Annotated in this window: 19 protein-coding genes; 12 read left to right on the forward strand and 7 right to left on the reverse strand. The window is 73.8% G+C overall.

What is annotated here, in order from left to right; translation table 11 throughout:
• Positions 1-100 precede the first annotated feature (100 nt).
• Positions 101-1,462, reverse strand: a complete 1,362-nt coding sequence (locus tag ACFY15_RS13080; protein ID WP_007263785.1) for a glutamine synthetase family protein — start codon at positions 1,460-1,462, stop codon at positions 101-103.
• Positions 1,463-1,636: 174 nt separating this feature from the next.
• Here ACFY15_RS13080 and ACFY15_RS13085 point away from each other — a divergent pair, with 174 nt between their 5' ends.
• From ACFY15_RS13085 to ACFY15_RS13095, 3 genes are all read left to right on the forward strand, one after another.
• Positions 1,637-2,053, forward strand: a complete 417-nt coding sequence (locus ACFY15_RS13085) for a hypothetical protein (RefSeq protein ID WP_390825495.1) — start codon at positions 1,637-1,639, stop codon at positions 2,051-2,053.
• 69 nt (positions 2,054-2,122) lie between these two features.
• On the forward strand, positions 2,123-2,773 hold the full coding sequence (locus ACFY15_RS13090; protein ID WP_390685590.1) for a DUF3105 domain-containing protein: 651 nt from the start codon (positions 2,123-2,125) through the stop codon (positions 2,771-2,773).
• On the forward strand, positions 2,770-3,552 hold the full coding sequence (locus tag ACFY15_RS13095; RefSeq protein ID WP_390825496.1) for a DUF305 domain-containing protein: 783 nt from the start codon (positions 2,770-2,772) through the stop codon (positions 3,550-3,552). Before ACFY15_RS13090 ends, ACFY15_RS13095 begins: the two co-directional genes overlap by 4 nt.
• Here the strand turns inward: ACFY15_RS13095 and ACFY15_RS13100 are convergent.
• Positions 3,521-4,018: an alpha/beta fold hydrolase gene (locus ACFY15_RS13100; protein ID WP_390825497.1), complete on the reverse strand. Its 498-nt coding sequence runs from the start codon at positions 4,016-4,018 to the stop codon at positions 3,521-3,523. The two genes, ACFY15_RS13095 and ACFY15_RS13100, sit on opposite strands and share 32 nt — an antisense overlap.
• A gap of 178 nt (positions 4,019-4,196) precedes the next feature.
• Here ACFY15_RS13100 and ACFY15_RS13105 point away from each other — a divergent pair, with 178 nt between their 5' ends.
• Together ACFY15_RS13105 and ACFY15_RS13110 are read left to right on the forward strand one after the other, a co-directional pair.
• Complete coding sequence (locus tag ACFY15_RS13105) at positions 4,197-6,224, forward strand: hypothetical protein (RefSeq protein WP_390825498.1); 2,028 nt, start codon at positions 4,197-4,199, stop codon at positions 6,222-6,224.
• A 99-nt stretch (positions 6,225-6,323) separates the two neighbouring features.
• Positions 6,324-8,078 carry an NAD+ synthase gene (locus ACFY15_RS13110; protein WP_390825499.1) on the forward strand — a complete coding sequence of 585 codons (1,755 nt, stop codon included), beginning with the start codon at positions 6,324-6,326 and terminating at the stop codon, positions 8,076-8,078.
• Between the two features lie 60 nt (positions 8,079-8,138).
• On the opposite strand, the gene ACFY15_RS13115 is transcribed toward ACFY15_RS13110, so the two are convergent.
• Positions 8,139-9,188, reverse strand: a complete 1,050-nt coding sequence (locus ACFY15_RS13115) for an endonuclease/exonuclease/phosphatase family protein (protein ID WP_390685586.1) — start codon at positions 9,186-9,188, stop codon at positions 8,139-8,141.
• A gap of 307 nt (positions 9,189-9,495) precedes the next feature.
• Between ACFY15_RS13115 and panB the strand changes: the two genes are divergently transcribed.
• The 3 genes from panB to ACFY15_RS13130 all read left to right on the forward strand — a co-directional run bounded on the left by panB (position 9,496) and on the right by ACFY15_RS13130 (position 12,338).
• Entirely contained in the window at positions 9,496-10,356 is an 861-nt protein-coding gene (gene panB / locus ACFY15_RS13120; protein ID WP_390685585.1) for a 3-methyl-2-oxobutanoate hydroxymethyltransferase, read from the forward strand.
• A 120-nt stretch (positions 10,357-10,476) separates the two neighbouring features.
• Entirely contained in the window at positions 10,477-11,499 is a 1,023-nt protein-coding gene (locus tag ACFY15_RS13125) for an ATP-binding cassette domain-containing protein (protein ID WP_390685584.1), read from the forward strand.
• The gene (locus ACFY15_RS13130; protein WP_390685583.1) at positions 11,496-12,338 is read left to right on the forward strand and encodes an ABC transporter permease; all 843 of its coding nucleotides are present in this window, start codon (positions 11,496-11,498) and stop codon (positions 12,336-12,338) included. Before ACFY15_RS13125 ends, ACFY15_RS13130 begins: the two co-directional genes overlap by 4 nt.
• A gap of 57 nt (positions 12,339-12,395) precedes the next feature.
• On the opposite strand, the gene ACFY15_RS13135 is transcribed toward ACFY15_RS13130, so the two are convergent.
• Positions 12,396-15,935, reverse strand: a complete 3,540-nt coding sequence (locus tag ACFY15_RS13135; protein ID WP_390825500.1) for a BTAD domain-containing putative transcriptional regulator — start codon at positions 15,933-15,935, stop codon at positions 12,396-12,398.
• Between the two features lie 62 nt (positions 15,936-15,997).
• Here ACFY15_RS13135 and ACFY15_RS13140 point away from each other — a divergent pair, with 62 nt between their 5' ends.
• The gene (locus tag ACFY15_RS13140) at positions 15,998-16,798 is read left to right on the forward strand and encodes a site-2 protease family protein (protein WP_390825501.1); all 801 of its coding nucleotides are present in this window, start codon (positions 15,998-16,000) and stop codon (positions 16,796-16,798) included.
• 24 nt (positions 16,799-16,822) lie between these two features.
• Here ACFY15_RS13140 and ACFY15_RS13145 read toward each other — a convergent pair whose 3' ends face one another.
• Together ACFY15_RS13145 and npdG are read right to left on the reverse strand one after the other, a co-directional pair.
• Complete coding sequence (locus ACFY15_RS13145) at positions 16,823-17,005, reverse strand: hypothetical protein (RefSeq protein ID WP_390685580.1); 183 nt, start codon at positions 17,003-17,005, stop codon at positions 16,823-16,825.
• 101 nt (positions 17,006-17,106) lie between these two features.
• Positions 17,107-17,811: an NADPH-dependent F420 reductase gene (gene npdG, locus ACFY15_RS13150; protein WP_390685579.1), complete on the reverse strand. Its 705-nt coding sequence runs from the start codon at positions 17,809-17,811 to the stop codon at positions 17,107-17,109.
• Positions 17,812-17,907: 96 nt separating this feature from the next.
• Between npdG and ACFY15_RS13155 the strand changes: the two genes are divergently transcribed.
• Entirely contained in the window at positions 17,908-18,528 is a 621-nt protein-coding gene (locus ACFY15_RS13155; protein WP_390825502.1) for a hypothetical protein, read from the forward strand.
• A 9-nt stretch (positions 18,529-18,537) separates the two neighbouring features.
• On the opposite strand, the gene ACFY15_RS13160 is transcribed toward ACFY15_RS13155, so the two are convergent.
• Positions 18,538-18,786 (reverse strand): hypothetical protein, encoded by a 249-nt coding sequence (locus ACFY15_RS13160; RefSeq protein WP_390685577.1) that lies wholly within the window; start codon positions 18,784-18,786, stop codon positions 18,538-18,540.
• Between the two features lie 81 nt (positions 18,787-18,867).
• Between ACFY15_RS13160 and map the strand changes: the two genes are divergently transcribed.
• Both map and ACFY15_RS13170 read left to right on the forward strand, forming a co-directional pair.
• Positions 18,868-19,725, forward strand: a complete 858-nt coding sequence (gene map / locus ACFY15_RS13165; RefSeq protein WP_390685576.1) for a type I methionyl aminopeptidase — start codon at positions 18,868-18,870, stop codon at positions 19,723-19,725.
• A 133-nt stretch (positions 19,726-19,858) separates the two neighbouring features.
• On the forward strand, positions 19,859-20,506 hold the full coding sequence (locus tag ACFY15_RS13170) for a heme oxygenase (biliverdin-producing) (protein ID WP_390825503.1): 648 nt from the start codon (positions 19,859-19,861) through the stop codon (positions 20,504-20,506).
• The last annotated feature ends 11 nt before the right edge of the window (positions 20,507-20,517 follow it).

Here is a 20,517-nt window from a genome sequence, read left to right on the forward strand (position 1 = left end):
GGCCGCCCCCCCGCCCCCCCCCCCCGCCCCCCCCCCGGGGGGCGCCCCCCCCCCCGCGGGGGGGGGGGGCCCGCGGCCGCCGTCGCGCGGGCTCGGAGCCCTACAGCACCGGCAGGTTCTTGCGGAGTTCGAAGGCGGTGACCTCCGAGCGGTACTCCTCCCACTCCTGCTTCTTGTTGCGCAGGAAGAAGTCGAAGACGTGCTCACCGAGGGTCTCGGCGACCAGTTCGCTGCGTTCCATCAGGGAGATGGCCTCGCCGAGGTTCTGCGGGAGGGGTTCGATGCCCATCGCGCGGCGTTCGGCGTCGGACAGGGCCCAGACGTCGTCGTCGGCGCCCGCCGGGAGTTCGTAGCCCTCCTCGATGCCCTTGAGTCCCGCCGCGAGGAGGACGGCGTACGTGAGGTAGGGGTTGGCGCCCGAGTCGATCGAGCGGACCTCGACCCGGGAGGAACCGGTCTTGCCCGGCTTGTACATCGGGACGCGGATCAGGGCCGAGCGGTTGTTGTGGCCCCAGCAGATGTACGAGGGGGCCTCGCCGCCGGAGCCGGCCGTGCGGGACGAGCCGCCCCAGATGCGCTTGTAGGAGTTGACCCACTGGTTGGTGACCGCCGCCGTCTCCGCGGCGTGCCGCAGGAGGCCCGCGATGAAGGAGCGGCCGACCTTCGAGAGCTGGTACTCGGCACCCGACTCGTAGAAGGCGTTGCGGTCGCCCTCGAAGAGGGAGAGGTGGGTGTGCATGCCGGAGCCCGGGTACTCGGAGAAGGGCTTCGGCATGAAGGTGGCCTGGACGCCCTGTTCGAGGGCGACCTGCTTCATGACCAGGCGGAACGTCATGATGTTGTCGGCCGTCGAGAGGGCGTCGGCGTAGCGGAGGTCGATCTCCTGCTGGCCCGGGGCGCCCTCGTGGTGGCTGAACTCGACCGAGATGCCCATGGATTCGAGCATGGTGATCGCCTGGCGTCGGAAGTCCATCCCGACGTTCTGCGGAGTGTGGTCGAAGTAGCCGGAGTTGTCCGCCGGGACCGGGCGGGTGCCGTCCAGCGGCTTGTCCTTCAGCAGGAAGAACTCGATCTCCGGGTGGGTGTAGAAGGTGAAGCCCAGGTCGGAGGTCTTGGCCAGGATGCGCTTGAGGACGTAGCGCGGGTCCGCGAAGGACGGGGAGCCGTCCGGCATCAGGATGTCGCAGAACATCCGGGCGGTCCCGGGGGCCTCGGCACGCCACGGCAGTATCTGGAACGTGCCCGGGTCCGGCTTGGCGATCATGTCGGACTCGTAGACGCGGGCGAAGCCCTCGATCGCGGAGCCGTCGAAGCCGATGCCCTCGTCGAAGGCCTGCTCCAGCTCGGCGGGAGCGACCGCGACGGACTTCAGGAAGCCCAGCACATCGGTGAACCACAGGCGCACGAAGCGGATGTCGCGCTCCTCGAGCGTCCGGAGGACGAATTCCTGCTGCTTGTCCATGCCTTCATCCTCGCAGTTCAGACGATCTGTGCACCACCGACCCGAGGGACCGGCGGCGCAGCCGGGCCCCTCCAGTATCCCTAGTGGTGGTTTCCGCCACATTACGCACCCCACAAGGCCGATGGCACCCCCGCTCTGACCTCAGGCCCGTCATGACCACTACCATCTGCGGCCATGGGGGGCTGGGAGCACACGCGGAGCGGGCGTCACGGGCGTCACGCCCGTCGCGGTGTCCTCCTGCTGCTGCTCGCCCTCGGCGTGGCGGCCGGAATGGGGTTCCTGTGCGTGCGGGGCGCGGCCGCCGTGCAGGGCGCCGGGGCGGCGGAAGGGCCCGTACGGGCGTACGCCGCGCACGGGACGTACGCCGGGCACGCCGCGCACGCCGCCTGCGTGTCCCCGTACGAGCCGCCGGGCTGCTCCCCTCTGTCCCATGTGACCCCGGCCGTGCTGCCCGCCCCGCCGCCCGCCGTGACCGCGGCGCCGCCCGGACCGGCGCCCCGCGCCCTCCCGGCGACCACGGGCCCGGCACGGCCGCCGGGGACCCTCGCGCGCGCCCCCGACCTGCACGCCCTGCAAGTACTGCGGACCTGACGGATCCGGCGCGGTACACGGCACCACTGCACCACCCGACACCCCCCTCAGCAGAAGGAACCAGGGCACATGGCCAGCAGGACGTCCGACCAGAACTCCCGCCAGAACCGCATAGCCGAGATGCGCCGCGCCGAGAAGGCGCGCGACCGGCGCAACAAGATCATCGCGATCAGCGTCTCCGCGGCGGTCGTCGCCGGGCTCATCGGCTTCGGCGCGTGGGTGATCATGGACCAGAAGCAGAAGGACCGGGACGCGGAGGCGGCCCGCAAGGCGCCGGTGAACGGCGAGCAGACCTGGGACGCGAAGAAGCTCGGCCGCAACCACGTCGAGACCCCGGTCAAGTACGAGATGAACCCGCCCGTCGGCGGCGACCACAACCCCCGCTGGATGAACTGCAACGGCGACGTCTACAAGAACCCGATCCCCGAGGTGAACGCCGTGCACTCGCTGGAGCACGGCGCGGTCTGGGTGACGTACAACGAGAAGGCCGCCAAGGCCGACGTCGACGCGCTCGCCGGGAAGGTGGGCAAGACCCCCTACACGCTGATGAGCCCCGACAAGGAGCAGGCTGGCGCGATCATGCTGAGCGCCTGGGGCAAGCAGCTGACCGTCGACAAGGCGGACGACCCGCGGGTGGCACAGTTCTTCACCAAGTACGTGCAGGGCCCGCAGACCCCCGAACCGGGCGCGGCCTGCACCAACGGGCTGGGCGAGAAGTGACCCGCACCTCGACGAACCGTACGTACTGGGCCGCGGGCGCCGCGGTGGTCGCGGCCGCGCTGTTCGCGGTGGGGGCCACCTTCGCCACGGCGGACGGCGGGGACGACGCGGGCGGGTCCGGCGCGCGGACGCCGGCGCTCCACTCCCCCGACGCGGGCTTCGCGCGGGACATGGCCGTGCACCACCAGCAGGCGGTGGAGATGTCCTTCATCGTCCGCGACCGCACCCAGGACGAGCCGGTCCGCGGTCTCGCGTACGACATCGCCAACACCCAGGCCAACCAGCGGGGCATGCTGCTGGGCTGGCTGGACCTGTGGGGGCTGCCGAAGGTGGTGGCCGACGAGCCGCCGATGTCGTGGATGGAGTCGACGGAGTCCGGGGGGTCGGCAGGGTCGGCAGGGTCTTCGGGATCCATGGACTCGATGGGGTCGATGGGGTCCATGGGGTCCATGGGGCCGATGGGGTCCATGGGCCCGTCGGAGGGGCATGCGGGGCACGGCGGGCACGCCACCAAGCCCGGTGCGCTCATGCCCGGCATGGCCACCAAGGAGGAGCTCGACCGGCTCGGCGGCAGCAGCGGCCGGGACGCGGAGGTGCTCTACCTCCAGCTGATGACCGACCACCACAAGGGCGGCGTCGCCATGGCCCAGGGCTGCGCCAAGCAGTGCCGGACCCCGGCGGAGCGGGCGCTCGCCCAGGGCATGGTCGAGGCGCAGCAGTCGGAGCTGAAGCTGATGGCGGACATGCTCAGGCAGCGGGGGGCCGCGCCGCGCGAGTGAGGCGGCGGCCCGGCGGGAGCGGGGCCGCCGCGTACCGGACCGCCCGCGCCACCTGGTGCGGGCGGTCCAGCATGACCAGGTGGCCCGCCGGCTCGGCCACCTCGAAGCGGGCCCCGAGCCGGTCGGCGAGGGCCGCCTGCCGGGCCAGCCGGCGCAGCGCGCCCCGGTCGCGGCCGCCGTCGTGCGCGACGAGGACGGTGGCGGGGGCCGGCAGGGGGTGGCGGGCCCGCAGGGCGAGCAGCTCGGCGGCGGTGTCGGGGTAGCGGGAGTTCTCCAGCAGGATCCCCCGCCAGACCCGGCCGGTGCGGTAGCAGCGGCGTACGAGGTCCCGCGCGGCCGGATCGCCGGCCCGGCGGGCGGCCGGCCCCAGCGCGGCCGGGAGGGTGGCGGAGGTGAGGGCCCGGCCGAGGGCGCGGGCGGCGCCGGTGCCGGGGATGACCGGGGGCCGTTCGGTGGGGTCCCTCACCCGGCTGAACGAGCCGGCGGCCCCCCGCGTTCCCCGCCGGGCGGACGGGATTCCGGCGGATCGGCCCAATTCCGCCGCTGCGGGGAGGGCGATGGCCGAATCCGGTTGGAGGGCGCGGGCCGCCATGGCAGGCTGCCCGCATCTCCGTACGCCGCACTTCGCAAGGACGCCGCCAGGTATGAGCACGCCGCCGACCCCGCCCGACAGCCCGTCCGGCCAGCCGACCGACCCCGGGGAGACGCCGATACCCGAGGCGGCACCGTCCGGGCAGTCGCCGTCGGCCACGGAGCGGCCCCCGGCGGCCCACCCCGCCGCCGCCCGGGCCGGATCGCCAGCGGCGGATCCCCTGGCCGAAACCACCCGGCTCGCGCCGGAGGAGACCCCGGCGGCCCCGGCGGAAGACCTCGCGGAAACCTCGCGGCTGTCGCTCGACAAGGCCGCCGCCCCGACCGGGGAGCAGCCCGCGGCCCCAACACACCCGGCGGCGGAGCCCGCCGCAGCCCCCGCGCCGGCCCCCGCGGCCGAACCCACTGCGGATCCCCTCGCCGAAACCACCCGGCTCGCACCGGAGGAGACCCCGGCAGCCACGGCGGAGGACCTCACGGAGACCGCCCGCCTGTCCTTCGACAAAACCCCGCCGGTTCAGGCGGAGGACCTCGCCGAGACGGCCCGCCTGTCACTCGACAAGACCCCGCCGGCCCCGGCGGAGGACCTCGCGGAAATCTCGCGGCTGTCGCTCGACAAGGCCGCCGCCCCGGCCGGGGAGCAGCCCGCGGCCCCAACACACCCGGCGGCGGAGCCCGCCGCAGCCCCCGCGCCGGCCCCCGCGGCCGAACCCACTGCGGATCCCCTGGCCGAAACCACCCGGCTCGCACCGGAGGCAGTCCCGCCGGCCCCGGCGGAGGACCTCACGGAGACCGCCCGCCTGTCGCTCGACGAGCCCTCCGCGCCTGCTTCGCCGGACGAGAGCCCGGCGGCGGCCCCGGCGGCCCCGGCGGCCCCGGCGGCCCCGGCGGAGGGTCTCGCCGAGGCCGCACGGGTTTCGTTCGACAAGGCCGCGGAGCCGCCCGCGCCCGCGGCGGGGAGCGTACCTCCGCCGGCGGCGGGGCAGCCCGGGGCCGCCGGGGCGGCGGCGCAGGCGCACGACCCGTGGGCGACGCCCGCGCCCGGAGCGTTCGCGCCGCCCGCCGCCGGTACGCCCGGCACGTTCGCGCCGCCCGCCGCCGGTACGCCCGGAGCGTTCGCGCCGCCCGCCGCCGGTGCGCCGGGGGCGTTCGCGCCGCCCGGGCCGTTCGCGGCGTCCGCCGGGCACGCGTACGGGGTGCCCGGGGGTTCCTGGGGGCCGCCCGGGCCCGGCGGGTATCCGGGGTATCCGGGATACCCCGGCGTGGCCGGGTACTACCCGGCCACGCCGCCGCGGACCAACGGCCTGGCCGTCGCCGCGCTCGTCCTCGGGATCCTCTCCGTCCTCCTCGGGCCGATCCCGTTCCTCTTCTGGCTCGGCACCTGCCTCGCCCTCACCGGCATCGGGCTCGGCGGCGGCGCCCTGGCCCGCGCCCGCAAGGGTGCCGGGCGCAAGGCGATGTCCGTGGCCGGCGTGGTCCTCGGCGTCGTCGGCCTCGGCGCCTCCGTCGGCGGCTGGTTCCTGACCTCCGCCGTCCTCGACAAGGCCCGCGAGCGCATCGCGCACGAACGGGTGAACGACCCCCAGTGGGGCGAGGACCCCGAGGACTGGGAGGACGAGCCCTTCCCCGGCCCGACCCCCACCCCCACCGTGCCGCGCTTCTCGCTCCCGCCCAAGGCCCCCAAGGGGCCGGGCATCAGCACGCCCGTCCCCTTCGGCCGGACGGTGTCGTACCCCGACGGCATCAAGGTGACCCTGGCGCCGCCGCGCAAGTACGTCAGCAAGGCCGACTGGATGGACGTGGGCAACGCGGTGCAGCTGTCCTTCACCATCACCAACGACAGCGGCAAGCCTCACAAGGTCATCTACGCCATGCCGACGGTGAAGGACGACAAGGGCGGCTCCGCCAAGCTCGTCTTCGACGGCGACACCCCGAAGCGGATCGAGGGCGTGATCCAGCCCGGCCAGTCCGCGACCGGCGTCGCCGCGTTCGAGGTTCCCGAGGGGACGAAGAGCATCAGCGCCGAACTCTCCCCCGGCATCCTGATGGACCCCGCGAAGTTCAGCGGACCCGTCGAATAGCCGTCTCGCCGTCGGACAGCCCGTCGCACAGGCGGCAGGACAAGGACGGATCCGCACGGGCCCAGGACATCGCGTCAGAAAGACGATTAGACTGGGCCCGTGCCTCAACTTCGCCTCGCGCTGAATCAGATCGACTCGCACGTCGGCAACATCGCCGCCAACGCCGACTCGGTCGTGCACTGGACCCGGCACTCCGCCGAGCAGGGCGCCCACCTCGTGGCCTTCCCCGAAATGGCGCTGACCGGGTACCCCGTCGAGGACCTCGCCCTGCGCGGTTCGTTCGTCGACGCCTCCCGGACCGCGCTGGTGGACCTCGCCCGGCGCCTGGAAGACGAGGGCCTCGGCGAGCTCCCCGTCGTCGTCGGCTATCTCGACCGCGCCGAGCGGGCCGCCGCCCGCCTCGGCCGCCCGGCCGGCTCCCCGGAGAACGCGGCCGCCGTACTGCACCGCGGCCGGGTCGTCCTGCGCTTCGCCAAGCACCACCTCCCCAACTACGGGGTCTTCGACGAGTTCCGGTACTTCGTGCCGGGCGACACCCAGCCGGTGATCCGGGTGCGGGGCGTCGACGTGGCCCTGGCGATCTGCGAGGACCTCTGGCAGGAGGGCGGCCGCGTCCCCGCCACCCGCTCCGCCGGGGCCGGCCTGCTGGTCTCGATCAACGCCTCCCCCTACGAGCGCAACAAGGACGACGTGCGCCTCGAACTCGTCCGCAAGCGCGCCCAGGAGGCCGGCTGCACGCTGGCCTACCTGGCGATGATCGGCGGCCAGGACGAGCTGGTCTTCGACGGCGACTCGATCGTCGTGGACGCCTCCGGCGAGGTCGTCGTCCGTGCACCGCAGTTCTCCGAGGGCTGCGTCCTGGTGGACCTGGAGCTGCCGGCCGCGCGGCCCGACGCCCCCGAGGGCGTCGTGGACGACGGCCTGCGCATCGACCGCGTCGTCCTCTCCGAGGAGCCGGTGGAGCCGTACGAGCCGGTCGTGACCGGCGGCTACGCCGAGCGCCTCGACGACGACGAGGAGGTCTATGACGCGCTGGTCGTGGGCCTGCGCGCGTACGTGAAGAAGAACGGGTTCCGCTCCGTCCTGATCGGCCTCTCCGGCGGGATCGACTCCGCCCTCGTCGCCGCCCTCGCCTGCGACGCGGTCGGCGCGCAGAACGTGTACGGCGTGTCGATGCCCTCGAAGTACTCCTCGGAGCACTCCCGGGGCGACGCCGCCGACCTCGCCGCACGGACCGGTCTGAACTTCCGGACCGTCCCGATCGAGCCGATGTTCGACGCCTACATGGGCGCGCTGGGCCTGACCGGCCTGGCCGAGGAGAACCTCCAGTCCCGGCTGCGCGGCACGCTGCTGATGGCGCTGTCCAACCAGGAAGGGCACATCGTGCTCGCCCCGGGGAACAAGTCGGAGCTGGCCGTGGGCTACTCCACCCTCTACGGGGACTCGGTCGGCGCGTACGGGCCGATCAAGGACGTCTACAAGACCGACGTCTTCCGGCTCGCCCGCTACCGCAACCGGGCGGCGGCCGAGCGGGGCGAGACCCCGCCCATCCCGGAGAACTCGATCGCGAAGCCGCCGAGCGCCGAGCTCCGCCCGGATCAGGTGGACACGGACTCGCTGCCGGACTACCCGGTGCTGGACGCGGTCCTGGAGCTGTACGTGGACCGCGACCAGGGGCTGGAGGCGATCGTGGCGGCCGGCTTCGACCGCGGGCTGGTGGCGAAGACCATCCGGATGGTCGACACCGCCGAGTACAAGCGCCGCCAGTACCCGCCGGGCACGAAGATCTCCGCGAAGGGCTTCGGGAAGGACCGTCGGCTGCCGATCACGAACGGCTGGCGCGAGCACCCGTAGCCGGCACGACGGAAGGGCCCCGCCGGCTGCGGCGGGGCCCTTCCGTACGCCTGCCCCGTCCTACTTGCGGATCGTGAGGCGCGCCGCGACCGGGAGGTGGTCGCTGCCGGTGCGCGGCAGGGTCCAGGAGGCCTCGGGCTTCACCCCGCGGACCATGATCTGGTCGATGCGGGCCATCGGGAACTGCGCGGGCCAGCTGAAGCCGAAGCCGTTGCCGGCCGCGCCCTGGGTGGAGCGCATCTGCGAGGTGACCTCGGAGAGGGACCGGTCGTTCATCGTGCCGTTGAGGTCGCCGAGCAGGACCACGTTCTTCAGCGGCTCGGCGGCGAGGGCCGCGCCCAGCGCGTCGGCGCTGTTGTCGCGCTGGTTGGCGGTGAAGCCGGCGTTCAGCCTGACCCGCACCGACGGCAGGTGGGCGACGTACACGCCCATCTCGCCGAAGGGGCCGGCGACGGTGGTGCGCATGGCCCGGGTCCAGCCGAGGCGGATGTCCACGGGCTTGCTGGAGGTCAGCGGGTACTTGCTCCACACCCCGACCGTGCCCTCGACCGCGTGGTACTTGTACGTGCCCCCGAGGACTTCCTCGTAGACGGGGACGGCGCCGGCCTTGAGCTCCGTGAGGGCCAGGATGTCGGCCCCGGACCGGGCGACCGACCGGGCGGTGCCGCGCGGGTCGGGGTTGTCGGCGTCGACGTTGTGGGCGGCGACCATCAGGTTGCCGCCGGGGCCCGACTTGTCGTTGACCAGGCCGCCGAAGAGGTTCACCCAGACCGCGGCCGTCAGCAGTATCGCGATCAGGGCGGTGGCGGACCTGCGCACCACCGCGATGACCAGCAGGACCGGTACGAACACGCCCAGCCAGGGCAGGAAGGTCTCGGTCAGGCTGCCGAGGTTGCCGACGTCGTTGGGCAGCTCCGCGTGGAAGACCATGATCCCGGAGATCAGCAGCGCGACGGCGGCGGTGACGATGCCCCGCTTCCAGATGCCGGGGTCGCGGCGCAGCTCGGCCAGTTTCCGGCGCAGTGCGGCCCACCGGCGTCGCAGACCGGATCCGGAGGGCCCGGGCTCTGAGCCGCCGTTCCCCGTCTCCGTCAGGTACGCCTGTGCCATGCCATGTCCTCGCTGCCGTGCTCGCGCTCCGTCCCCGCCTCTTGACCCTAGGCGATGTCGGGAGCCTTCCGTGCCGTCCTTCACGGACGTACGACCGGGAGGACGAACGGCCGTGCGGCCGGGGTTCCGCTTGTCACGAAACGCGCACATTGGCTCCCGCGCGCCTCGAGGCGGGCCAGGAGTGTGACGGACCGGTCAGCGCGCCGCGGCTGCGCCACTTCCGTCCGTGGCCGGACGGGTGCCACCATGGGGGGTGAGTCCGGGGACGCCGTGAGGGCGCCTCGAGATGACACAAGGAGCAGTTGCAATGACGCATGCCGTTTCGCCTGCCCGCGAAGCCGCCTCCCCCGCCCTGTACGGAGGCACGGGCACCCGGCGGATCACCGTCCGCGACCTCACCCTCGCCAAGGAGCGCGGTGAGAAGTGGCCGATGCTCACCGCCTACGACGCCATGACGGCGTCCGTGTTCGACGAGGCCGGCATCCCGGTCATCCTCGTCGGCGACTCGATGGGCAACTGTCACCTCGGCTACGAGACCACCGTCCCCGTCACCATGGACGAGATGACGCTGCTGTCGGCGGCGGTCGTACGGGGCACCGGCCGGGCCCTGGTCGTCGGCGACCTGCCGTTCGGCTCCTACCAGGAGGGCGCCGTGCAGGCGCTGCGCAGCGCGACCCGGCTGGTGAAGGAGGCCGGGGTCGGGGCGGTCAAGCTGGAGGGCGGCGAGCGCTCGCTGCACCAGACCGAGCTGATCGTGCAGTCCGGCATCCCGGTCATGTCCCACCTGGGCCTGACCCCGCAGTCCGTGAACGCCATGGGCTACCGGGTGCAGGGCCGCGGCGACGAGGCCGCGCACCAGCTGCTGCGCGACGCGAAGGCGGCGCAGGACGCGGGCGCCTTCGCGGTGGTCCTGGAGCTGGTCCCGGCCGAGCTGGCCGCCGAGGTCACCCGGTCCCTGCACATCCCGACCGTCGGCATCGGGGCGGGCGCGGAGTGCGACGCGCAGGTGCTGGTGTGGACCGACATGATGGGCCTGACCGGCGGGAAGATGCCGCGGTTCGTGAAGCAGTACGCGAACCTGCGCGCGACCATGGGTGACGCGGCGAAGGCCTTCGCCGAGGACGTGGTCGGCGGAACCTTCCCGCAGCCGGAGCACGCCTTCCACTAGGGCTCCGGCCTGCCGGTCCGCCGGCACCGACGGCCCGACGCGGCCCGCCGACAGCCCGCCACGGGGATGTCGGCGGGCTGTCGGTCCGCTGTCGGAGGTTTGTCAGCGGCGGCTGGTCCCATGGTGGGCATGACGCGAAACGACAAGAATCCCCACGCCGTCGAAGTGCGGGGGCTGGTGAAGCACTACGGCGAGACGAAGGCCCTGGACGGGGTCGACCTCTTCGTCCGCGAGGGCACCGTGCTCGGTGTCCTCGGTCCGAACGGCGCGGGCAAGACCACCCTGGTGCGCTGCCTGTCCACCCTGATCGTGCCCGACGCGGGCACGGCGACGGTCGCGGGCTACGACGTGGTCCGCCAGCCGCGGCAGCTGCGCCGCACCATAGGCCTGACCGGCCAGTACGCCTCGGTCGACGAGAAGCTCTCCGGCTGGGAGAACCTCTACATGATCGGCCGGCTGCTGGACCTGTCGCGCAAGGAGGCCCGGTCGCGGGCCGACGAGCTGCTGGAGCGGTTCTCGCTCACCGAGGCCGCGAAGAAGGCCGCGATGCACTACTCCGGCGGCATGCGCCGCCGGCTCGACCTGGCCGCCTCGATGATCGGCCGCCCGGCCGTCCTCTACCTGGACGAGCCGACCACCGGTCTGGACCCCCGCACCCGCAACGAGGTGTGGGACGAGGTGCAGCGGATGGTCGCCGAGGGGGCCACCGTCCTGCTCACCACCCAGTACATGGAGGAGGCCGAGCAGCTCGCGAGCGAGCTGACGGTCATCGACCGCGGCAAGGTCATCGCCAACGGCAAGGTCGACGAGCTGAAGGCGCGCGTCGGCGGCCGCACGCTGCGGATCCGCCCGGTGGCCTCGGCCGACCTGCCGGACATGGCCCGCGCCCTGTCCGAGGCCGGTCTGGACGGGGTGGCCGGCTCCCAGGCCGTGCCGGACGAGGGCGTGCTGCTCGTCCCGATCCTGAGCGACGAGCAGCTGACCGCCGTCGTGGGCCTGCTGGCCGGCCGCGGGTACGCGATCGCCGACCTCGGCACCTACCTGCCCAGCCTGGACGAGGTGTTCCTGTCCATCACCGGACAGCGGCCGGCCCCGTCCGAGGAATCCGTTCCCACCGAGAAGACCGAGGAGGTCGCGGCATGAGCACCGTCACCACCACCAGGCCCGCGGCCGCCCGGGGCGGCGCGGCACCGGCCCCGTCCGAGGACGGCCGGATCGGCCTGCGGGGCAACCTGCGGCACATCGGCGCCCTGGTGCGCCGCAACGCCCTCCAGATCAAGCAGGACCCGGAGTCGATGTTCGACGCCGTGTTCATGCCGATCATCTTCACGCTGCTGTTCGTGTTCGTCTTCGGCGGCGCGATCTCCGGCAAGGGCAACCAGGAGCAGTACGTCAACTACGTGCTGCCGGGCCTGATGGCGATGATGGGCATGAACATCGCCATGGGTGTGGGCACGGGCGTCAACGACGACTTCAAGAAGGGCGTGATGGACCGGTTCCGGTCCATGCCGATCGCCCGGTCGTCGGTGCTCATAGCCAAGATCGTGGTCGAGCTCGGCCGGATGATGGTCGCCATCGCGATCCTGCTCGCGGTGGGCTTCATGCTGGGCCTGTCCGTCCAGTCGGTGGTGGACCTGTTCCTGGCCATCGGGCTGTCGGCCGTCTTCGGCGCCTCCCTGATGTGGATCTTCATTCTGCTGGGTCTGACGATGAAGACCGCGCAGGCCGTCCAGGGCATGGCGATGCTGGTCCTGATGCCGCTGCAGTTCGGCAGCTCGATCTTCGCCCCGCCGACGACCATGCCGGGCTGGCTCCAGTCCTTCACGGACTACAACCCGCTGTCGAACCTGGCCGACGCGGCACGCGGCCTGATCAACGGGACCCCGCTGGGCCACTCGGTGTGGATCACCCTGGCCTGGTCGGTCGCGATCACCGCGGTGGCCATGCCGCTCGCGGTGCGCAAGTTCCGCCAGAAGACCTGATCCGGCGGCCGGTCCGTTCCGGATCGCGTCCCGGACCGGGCCCGGCACGGGGGCGGGTCAGTAGAGGGCGGCGGCCTCCTCCATCGTGAGGCCGCCGCCTTCGGCGCGTGCGGCCTCGTACGCGGCGTCCCCCAGCACCGCCCGCGCCAGCTCCTCGGCGCGGGCGGCGTCCTCGCGTTCCGTGGTGACCGGAACGTGCCGGGGCGGCAGGTGGGCTTGGTAGGCGCCGACCAGCCGCGCCGCGTCGTACGCCCGCGGCCGGCCGCCGAGCGAGGCGAGGGAGACGGCGGCCGTCACCAGGAACACGGCGGGCAGCTGGGGGGCGACCATCGTCGCGAGCGGGTGGCGCATGGCCGACCTGGCGTCGCGGACCCGGTCCAGGGCGTCCGCGTACGCGCCCTCCCGGTTGTCCAGCCAGGCCGTCGTGGCGTGCAGGAACACGTCGAAGACGGCGAAGGCGCCGAGGGCGAACTCCTCGCGCAGGATCGCGATCTGGGCGCGGGCCTCGGGGATCCTGCCGGTACGGCCGAGGAGGGCGGCGTAGAACATCCGGGCGGCCGGCATGGCCTCGTTGCCGAACCGCTGATCGGTGGCGGTGATCTCGCCGAGGATCTTCTCGGCCTCCTCCAGCCGGTCGCTCTCGACGAGGGAGCCGGCCATCCGGACCCGCAGCACCGTCACCTGGGCCCGTGCGCCGAGCCGTTCGGCGTAGGTGATGGCTTCCAGGTAGTCATGGCAGGCGAGTTCGTAGGCGCCGCTCTTCTCCCGGGACTCGGCGCGGGCGGACAGCGCCTCGGCGCAGCCCCAGTCGTCGCCGAGCCGGCGGAAGAGGGCGAGGCTCTCGTCGGCGTCGCGGGAGGCGTCGCCGGCCCAGTCGGCGCGGTTGGCGAGGATGTTGGCCCGCAGCTGGAGGGCGGAGGCGAGCTCCCAGTGGTAGCCGAGGGCGCGGGCGGCGGCGACGGTCTCGTCGACGACCCGTTTCAGCAGTCCGGCCTCCCCCGCGATCATGACGGCGTAGATCCACAGCAGGCCGGGCGGGCGGCAGGTCTGCGGGAGGCCGGGGCGGTAGGTGGCGAGGATGCCCTCCACCGCGGCGCGGGCCTCGGGGTCGTCCCAGGTGGCGGCCGTTTGGTCGCGGGAGGAGAGGCGCACCAGGTACAGGACCCGCCAGGCCTCGGCGAGGACCTCGCCGGAGTAGGGCGGCGGGGAGTCGAGCAGCCGCTCGTAGACGGGCTCGGCCGGGACGTGGGGCGCCGCGAAGGGGTCGGGGGCGAGCACGGCGGCGGCGTCGGTCCAGTGCCGGGTCTCGGCGCGCAGGTCCTGCATCTGCCAGTACCAGCACAGGGCGTGGACCAGGCACAGGACCTCGCCGGCGTCGCGGGTGGCGAGGGCCCGGCGCAGGGCGGTGCGCAGGTTCTCGTACTCGGTGTCGAGGCGCTCGGTGGCCGCTCGCTGGCCGTGGCCGCGCAGCAGGGGCTCGGTGGTGCGGGCGAGTTCGCGGTAGTGGACGAGGTGGCGCTGCTCGGTCTCCTCGCGGTCGCCGCCGGCGGCGGCCTCGCCGAGGCGCTCGGCGGCGTACTCGCCGACCGTCTCCAGGAGCCGGTAGCGCATGTCGCCGGCCGGGCCGGGGGCGGCGACGACGAGGGACTTGTCGACGAGGGCCGCCATGACGTCGGCGACGTCGAGCCCGCCGCCGTCGCCGCAGACGGCCTCGGCTGCCTCCAGGTCGCATCCGCCCGCGAAGACGGACAGCCGGCGCAGGACGGCCCGCTCGGCCCCGTCCAGCAGGTCCCAGGACCAGTCGACCACGGCGCGCAGGGTCTGCTGGCGGGGCAGCACGGTCCGCGCGCCGCCGGTGAGCAGTCGGAAGCGGTCGTCGAGCCGGTCGGCTATCTGGCGGGGGGTGAGGAGCCGCAGCCGGGCGGCGGCCAGCTCGATGGCCAGCGGCAGTCCGTCCAGCCGGCGGCAGATCTCGGCGGCGGCCTCCGGGTCGTCGGCGGCCCGGAACCCGGGCTTCGCGGCGGCGCCCCGCTCGTCCAGCAGCCGGAGCGCGACGGGGTCGGGCAGCGGCTCGACGGGCCTCAGGAACTCCCCGGGCACCCCGAGCGGTTCCCGGCTGGTGGCGAGGATCCGCACTCCGGGGCACCGGGTCAGGATCCGCTCGGCGAGCTCGGCGGCGGCCCCGATCACGTGCTCGCAGTTGTCCAGGAGCAGCAGGAGCCGGCGGCGGGAGCAGTGGTCGGCGAGCCGGTCGAGGGGTCTGCCGCCGGTCCGGTCGGTCAGCGCGCGCAGTTCCTCCGCGGCGGCGCCGCGGAGCTTGGTCTCGCGGGCGCCGAGGGCGGCGAGGGCGGCCTCGGCGACGTCCTCGGGATCGTCCACGGGGGCCAGTTCGACGAGCCACACCCCGTCGGGCCAGTCGCCGTCGGCGTGCACCTCGGCGGCCTCCTGCGACAGCCGCGTCTTCCCGGCCCCGCCGGGCCCGAGCAGGGTGACGAGCCGGGCCCGCGCGAGATCGTCCCCGATGGCCCGGATGTCCTCCTCCCGCCCGACGAAGCTGGTCAGCCGCGCCCGCAGGTTCCCGGGGGCGGGAGCGGTGGCGACCGGACGGTCTGCCGCGGGACGGCCGGGCTCCCCGGCGCCGACCGCCGGGGTCGTGGCGGCGGCATACGGGGGGACGGCGGGGGCGGTGACGGGCCACGGGTGGGCGGGCGCGTCGGCGTCCGGGCCGGAAGGCACGGGCCGGGCCCGGTCCGCGGCGGGGTACGGGGAAGCGCCGTCGGGGGCCCGGGCGGCGGGCGCGGTGTGGGGCGCCTCCCGGCGGCCCGCGGTCGGCCCGCCCGGGGTCGGGGCCGGGGCGTCGGCGGTGCTCCCGCCGGCCGGGGCCGGGGTGCCCGCGAGGAGTTCCGCGTGCAGGGTGCGCAGGGCCGGGCCCGGGTCCGTGCCCAGGCGGGTGGACAGGTCGCGGCGGACCGTCTCGTAGGCGGCCAGGGCCTCCGCCGGGCGGCCCACCGCGCGCAGGGCCCGGATGCGGAGGGCGTGCAGGAGCTCGTCCAGGGGGTGGCGGGCGCACAGTTCGGTGAGCTCCGGCAGGGCCCCTTCCGCCTCGCCGAGCGCCAGGGCCGCGCCCAGGCGGCCCCGGCGCGCGTCCAGCCGTACGGCCTCCCAGCGCACGGCCTGGGCCCCCGGAGCGGGGAGGGAGGCCAGCGCGGGGCCCCGCCACAGCGCGAGCGCCTCGTCGTACAGGGCCGCCGCCCGGGCCGGGTCCGGAGCGGCCGCGGCGGCGCGCACCAGCCGGTCGAAGCGGTACAGGTCGACGTCGTCCCGCTCCGCGTCCAGCCGGTAGCCGCCCTCCGCCGAGCGGACGGCCTCGTGCCCCAGGGCCCGCCGCAGCCGGGCCACGAGCGCCTGGAGCGCGGCGACGGCCTCGGCCGGCGGGTCGGCGTCCCACACCTCGGCGACCAGCAGCGCGGCGGGCACGCTGCGGCCCGGCCGCAGCGCGAGCGCGGTCAGCAGCGCGCGCAGGCGCGCTCCGCCGACGGCGACGGGGGTCCCGTCGTCACGGATGGCCTGGGCGGTGCCGAGAATCGCGTAGCGCACCGGCCCATTGTCCCCGGCCCCCGCCCCCCGCCGGCCCGCGAGCCCGGGATAGGTTTCGCCGCATGGTTCACCAGGGCGGCCGCGGCGAGCGGCGTATCAGTTCCGTTTTCCTCGGCATCGTCGCCGTCATGGCGGTCACGGGCTGGGCGGTGTGGACGGGGTACGCGTCGAGCCCGGGGCTGGCCGTGTTCCTCTTCGTCACCTCGGCCTGGGTGGTCTCGCTGTGCCTGCACGAGTACGCGCACGCCCGTACCGCCCTGCACAGCGGTGACTTCACCGTCGGCGCCAAGGGCTACCTCACGCTGAACCCGCTGAAGTACACGCACGCGCTGCTCAGCATCGTGCTGCCGGTGGTCTTCGTGATCCTGGGCGGGCTGGGCCTGCCCGGCGGGGCCGTGTACATCGAGCACGACCGGATCCAAGGCCGCCGGCGGCACAGCCTCGTCTCGGCGGCGGGTCCGCTGACGAACGTGGCGTTCGCCGTCATCTGCACGGCGCCGTTCTGGCTGGACGCCCTCGACGGGGTGCCCCTGCCGTTCCGCTTCGCGCTGGCCTTCCTTGCGCTGCTCCAGGTCTCGGCGGCGATCCTGAACTTCCTGCCGGTCCCGGGCCTGGACGGCTACGGGATCATCGAGCCCTGGCTGTCCCACCGCGTCCGCCGCGAGCTGGCGCCGCTGGCCCCGTTCGCGCTGATCGGGGTGTTCGCGCTGCTGTGGATCCCGGAGGTCAACGCGGTCTTCTTCGACGCGGTGCGGGGCATCCTGCGCGCGCTCGGTGTCTCGGACCTGGAGACGTACTGCGGCCACGACCTGTACCGCTTCTGGGAGGACCAGGACGCCTTCTGCGCCGGCCCGTCCGACTGACCGGCCGGCCCGCCGGACGCCGGCTCAGGCGGCGCCGCGCTGCTTCTGCGCCCTGGCCTTGCGGAGGTAGAACCAGGCCATGTTGGACGTCACACCGGCCAGCAGCACCCACACGATCCCGAGGAAGCTGCCCTCCACGAAGGCGACCACGGCGGCGGCCACGGCAAGGACGCAGACGACAACGGCGAACACGGCAAGGCGGGGCATCCGGACAGCTCCTCGGCAACACGGGACGGGGTCGAGCCCCTCCAGTGTCCCCCATCCCTCCCGGGCCCCGCGTCCGCGGCGCGGGGTCCGGGGGAGGGGGCTCAGACGTCCGTGAGGCGCAGGCCCGCGTGGGCCTTGTAACGGCGGTTCGTGGAGATGAGGTTCGCGACCATCGCCTCCACCTGGTGGGCGTTGCGCAGGCGGCCCGCGAAGACGCCGCGCATGCCGGGGATGCGGGCCGCGAGGGCCTGGACGAGGTCGGTGTCGGCGCGGGACTCGCCGAGGACCATGACGTCGGTGTCGATCTCCTCGACCGAGGTGTCCTGGAGGAGGACCGCGGAGAGGTGGTGGAAGGCCGCGGTGACCCGGGAGTCGGGGAGCAGGGCGGCGGCCTGCTGCGCGGCGCTGCCCTCCTCGACCCGAAGGGCGTACGCGCCCTGCTTGTCGAAGCCCAGCGGGTTGACGCAGTCCACGACGAGCTTGCCCGCGAGGTCCTCGCGCAGGGCCTCCAGGGTCTTGGCGTGGCCCTCCCACGGCACCGCGATGATGACGATGTCGCTGCGGCGGGCGCATGCGGCGTTGTCGGCGCCCTCGACGCCGAGGCCCAGTTCCCGCGCGGCGGTCTCGGCGCGGTCGGCGGCGCGGGAGCCGATGATCACCTTCTGGCCCGCCCGTGCGAGCCGGTAGGCGAGGCCGCGGCCCTGGTCTCCGGTGCCGCCGAGGACGCCGACGACCAGGCCGGAGACGTCGGGGAGGTCCCAGGGGTCCTTGGCCGGCGGCTTCTGCGTGCTGTCTGAGGAAGTCATGGGGGCGAGCGTACTGCCGGGTACGCCGGGGTCGAAGGGGTGGGAGACGTGGCGAAGTGCTCCCCGGTGCCGGGCGGGTGCGGCAGGATGCGGGCCATGGATGCCGTGAGGGTGGCTCTGTTGCGCGAGGTGCTCGCGGGGACGCCGTGGCCGGGTGAGGCGCGGAGGTTCGCCGGGACGCTGCGGCGGGCGGTGGTGCCGGCCGGCGGGGGCCTGCTGCTGGTGGGGACGGAGCAGTACGAGCCCTGGCACCTGGCGGCGCACCTGGTGGACGAGGCCGCCTGGTCGGGGCGGCCGGAGCTGGCGCCGACGCTGGTCCGGCACCGGGTGCCGCCGGACGGGCCGCCGCACCTGTCGGTCGGGCTCGGCCGGCTGGAGGCGGCCCGGCGCGGGCACACCCTGCTGGTGGTGGCTCCGCAGCGGCCGGGCGGAGGGCTGCTGGAGCGGGTCCACGACGCCCGGCGCGCCGGGGCGACCGTACTGTCCCTGGACGGCGGGGACCCGGATCTGGGCGCCCTCGCCCACGACGCGCTGTCGGTGCCGGCCGAGGACTGCGCCCTGGACCTGGACACCGTGCAGCACCTGGTCGGCGCGGCCGCCGGGGAGAACGGCCTGCCGGTGCGGCGGGGCGGCGGCGGCACGGGCCGGCCGCGGTTGCGGGACCGGCTGGCCCGGCTCGCCGATCAGCTCACCGCGCCGCCGCCCAGCGGCTGGTAGGGCGAGTCCTCAGGGGGTCGCCGTGCCCGTGCCGTCCCCCTCCTCCTCAGCGGTCCTGTCGTTCCACTTGGGGTCGTTCTGCCATTCGAGGTTGCGCTCCTGCGCCGTCTCCATGGCGTGGGCCGCCTCCTCCCGGGTCGTGTACGGGCCGAAGCGGTCCTTGGCGGGGCACTCCGGGCCCTCCTCGACCTTCTTGTGGACCAGGCAGTAGTACCACTCGCCCGGCTTGCCCACCTGACGCTTCTTGAACAGGGCCATCGTCCCCAGGCTCCTCTCGGTCCCTCTCGGTCCTCTTTACAGCGCCATGCTGCCCCACGCCCGCTGGATACACTCGCTTGCATGTCTGGCCAGTCGCTGCTCGTACCAGGCGAGCTCTCTCCCGCCCGTTCCGTTCCCGGAAACATCCGCCGGCCCGAGTACGTGGGCAAGCCCGGCCCCAAGCCGTACACCGGCCCCGAGGTGCAGTCCGCCGAGACCATCGAGGCCATGCGCGTCGCGGGCCGCATCGCCGCGCAGGCGATGGAGGAGGCCGCGAAGCACATCGCGCCGGGGGTGACCACGGACGAGCTGGACCGGGTCGCGCACGAGTACATGTGCGACCACGGCGCCTACCCGTCGACGCTCGGCTACCGGGGCTTCCCGAAGTCCCTGTGCTCCTCGCTCAACGAGGTCATCTGCCACGGCATCCCCGACTCGACCGTCCTGCGCGACGGCGACATCGTGAACCTCGACGTGACCGCGTACATCGGCGGGGTGCACGGCGACAACAACGCCACCTACCTGTGCGGCGAGGTGGACGAGGAGTCGCGGCTGCTGGTGGAGCGCACCCGCGAGGCCCTGAACCGGGCCATCAAGGCGGTCAAGCCCGGCCGGCAGGTCAACGTCATCGGCCGGGTCATCGAGTCCTACGCGAAGCGGTTCGGCTACGGCGTGGTCCGGGACTTCACCGGGCACGGCATCAACTCGTCCTTCCACTCCGGCCTGATCATCCCGCACTACGACAGCCCGCACGCCACCACGGTGATGGAGCCGGGCATGACGTTCACGATCGAGCCGATGCTGACGCTGGGCACGCACGAGTACGACATGTGGGACGACGGCTGGACGGTCGTCACGAAGGACCGCAAGCGGACCGCCCAGTTCGAGCACACCCTGGTGGTGACGGACACGGGGGCGGACATCCTGACGCTGCCGTAGCCACGGCCGTGGGCGGCGGGGGATTTTTTACCGACAGGACGTCGGGAACACATTGACTTAGGTATGCCTAAGCAGGAGGATCGGGCGTGGCGGCGGTGTCGCCGCGCCCGATTCCTCTTCCCGGAGGTCCGCTTTGGACGCCTTCTCGACGGCCATCCGCCTCGCCTCGCACGAGCAGCACACCGAAGCCGAGACCTCCGCGTTCATGGGCGACCTGCTCGGCGGGCGGCTCGGCGTGGACGCCTACACGCGCTACACCGAGCAGCTGTGGTTCGTGTACCGGGCGCTGGAGGACGCCGCCGACGCGCTGCGCGCGGACCCCGTCGCGGGGCCGTTCATCCGGCCCGAGCTGATGCGCGTGGCGGAGATCGAGCGCGACCTGGCGCACCTGATCGGCCCGGACTGGCGGGCGGGCGTGACGGCGCTGCCCGCGACGGAGGCCTACGCGGCACGGGTGGCGGAGTGCGCGGCGCGCTGGCCGGGCGGGTACGTCGCCCACCACTACACCCGCTACCTGGGCGACCTCTCCGGCGGCCAGATCATCCGGGACCGGGCGGAGCGCGCCTGGGGCTTCGAGCGCAAGGGCGACGGGGTGCGGTTCTACGTCTTCGCGGACATCGCCAATCCGGCCGCGTTCAAACGGGTGTACCGGGAGCTGCTGGACGCGATCGCGGCCGACGACCTGGAGAAGCAGCGGATCATCGACGAGTGCAAGCGGGCCTTCGACCACAACGGGGCCGTCTTCCGGGAGCTGGGCGAGGAGTTCCCGCTCAGCGCGTAGGTCCCGGCGGT

It is taken from the genome of Streptomyces sp. NPDC001373 (assembly GCF_042895815.1).
Classification (GTDB): Bacteria; Actinomycetota; Actinomycetes; order Streptomycetales; family Streptomycetaceae; genus Streptomyces.

Excerpts from the sequence above, each read along its gene's own strand:
- ACFY15_RS13090 (WP_390685590.1), top strand. The coding sequence starts at position 2,123 with ATGGCCAGCAGGACGTCCGACCAGAACTCCCGCCAGAACCGCATAGCC.
- ACFY15_RS13085 (WP_390825495.1), top strand. The coding sequence starts at position 1,637 with ATGGGGGGCTGGGAGCACACGCGGAGCGGGCGTCACGGGCGTCACGCC.
- ACFY15_RS13080 (WP_007263785.1), bottom strand. The coding sequence starts at position 1,462 with ATGGACAAGCAGCAGGAATTCGTCCTCCGGACGCTCGAGGAGCGCGAC.
- ACFY15_RS13140 (WP_390825501.1), top strand. The coding sequence starts at position 15,998 with ATGGTTCACCAGGGCGGCCGCGGCGAGCGGCGTATCAGTTCCGTTTTC.
- ACFY15_RS13160 (WP_390685577.1), bottom strand. The coding sequence starts at position 18,786 with ATGGCCCTGTTCAAGAAGCGTCAGGTGGGCAAGCCGGGCGAGTGGTAC.
- ACFY15_RS13145 (WP_390685580.1), bottom strand. The coding sequence starts at position 17,005 with ATGCCCCGCCTTGCCGTGTTCGCCGTTGTCGTCTGCGTCCTTGCCGTG.
- panB (WP_390685585.1), top strand. The coding sequence starts at position 9,496 with ATGACGCATGCCGTTTCGCCTGCCCGCGAAGCCGCCTCCCCCGCCCTG.
- npdG (WP_390685579.1), bottom strand. The coding sequence starts at position 17,811 with ATGACTTCCTCAGACAGCACGCAGAAGCCGCCGGCCAAGGACCCCTGG.
- map (WP_390685576.1), top strand. The coding sequence starts at position 18,868 with ATGTCTGGCCAGTCGCTGCTCGTACCAGGCGAGCTCTCTCCCGCCCGT.
- ACFY15_RS13130 (WP_390685583.1), top strand. The coding sequence starts at position 11,496 with ATGAGCACCGTCACCACCACCAGGCCCGCGGCCGCCCGGGGCGGCGCG.
- ACFY15_RS13125 (WP_390685584.1), top strand. The coding sequence starts at position 10,477 with ATGGTGGGCATGACGCGAAACGACAAGAATCCCCACGCCGTCGAAGTG.
- ACFY15_RS13155 (WP_390825502.1), top strand. The coding sequence starts at position 17,908 with ATGGATGCCGTGAGGGTGGCTCTGTTGCGCGAGGTGCTCGCGGGGACG.
- ACFY15_RS13105 (WP_390825498.1), top strand. The coding sequence starts at position 4,197 with ATGAGCACGCCGCCGACCCCGCCCGACAGCCCGTCCGGCCAGCCGACC.
- ACFY15_RS13115 (WP_390685586.1), bottom strand. The coding sequence starts at position 9,188 with ATGGCACAGGCGTACCTGACGGAGACGGGGAACGGCGGCTCAGAGCCC.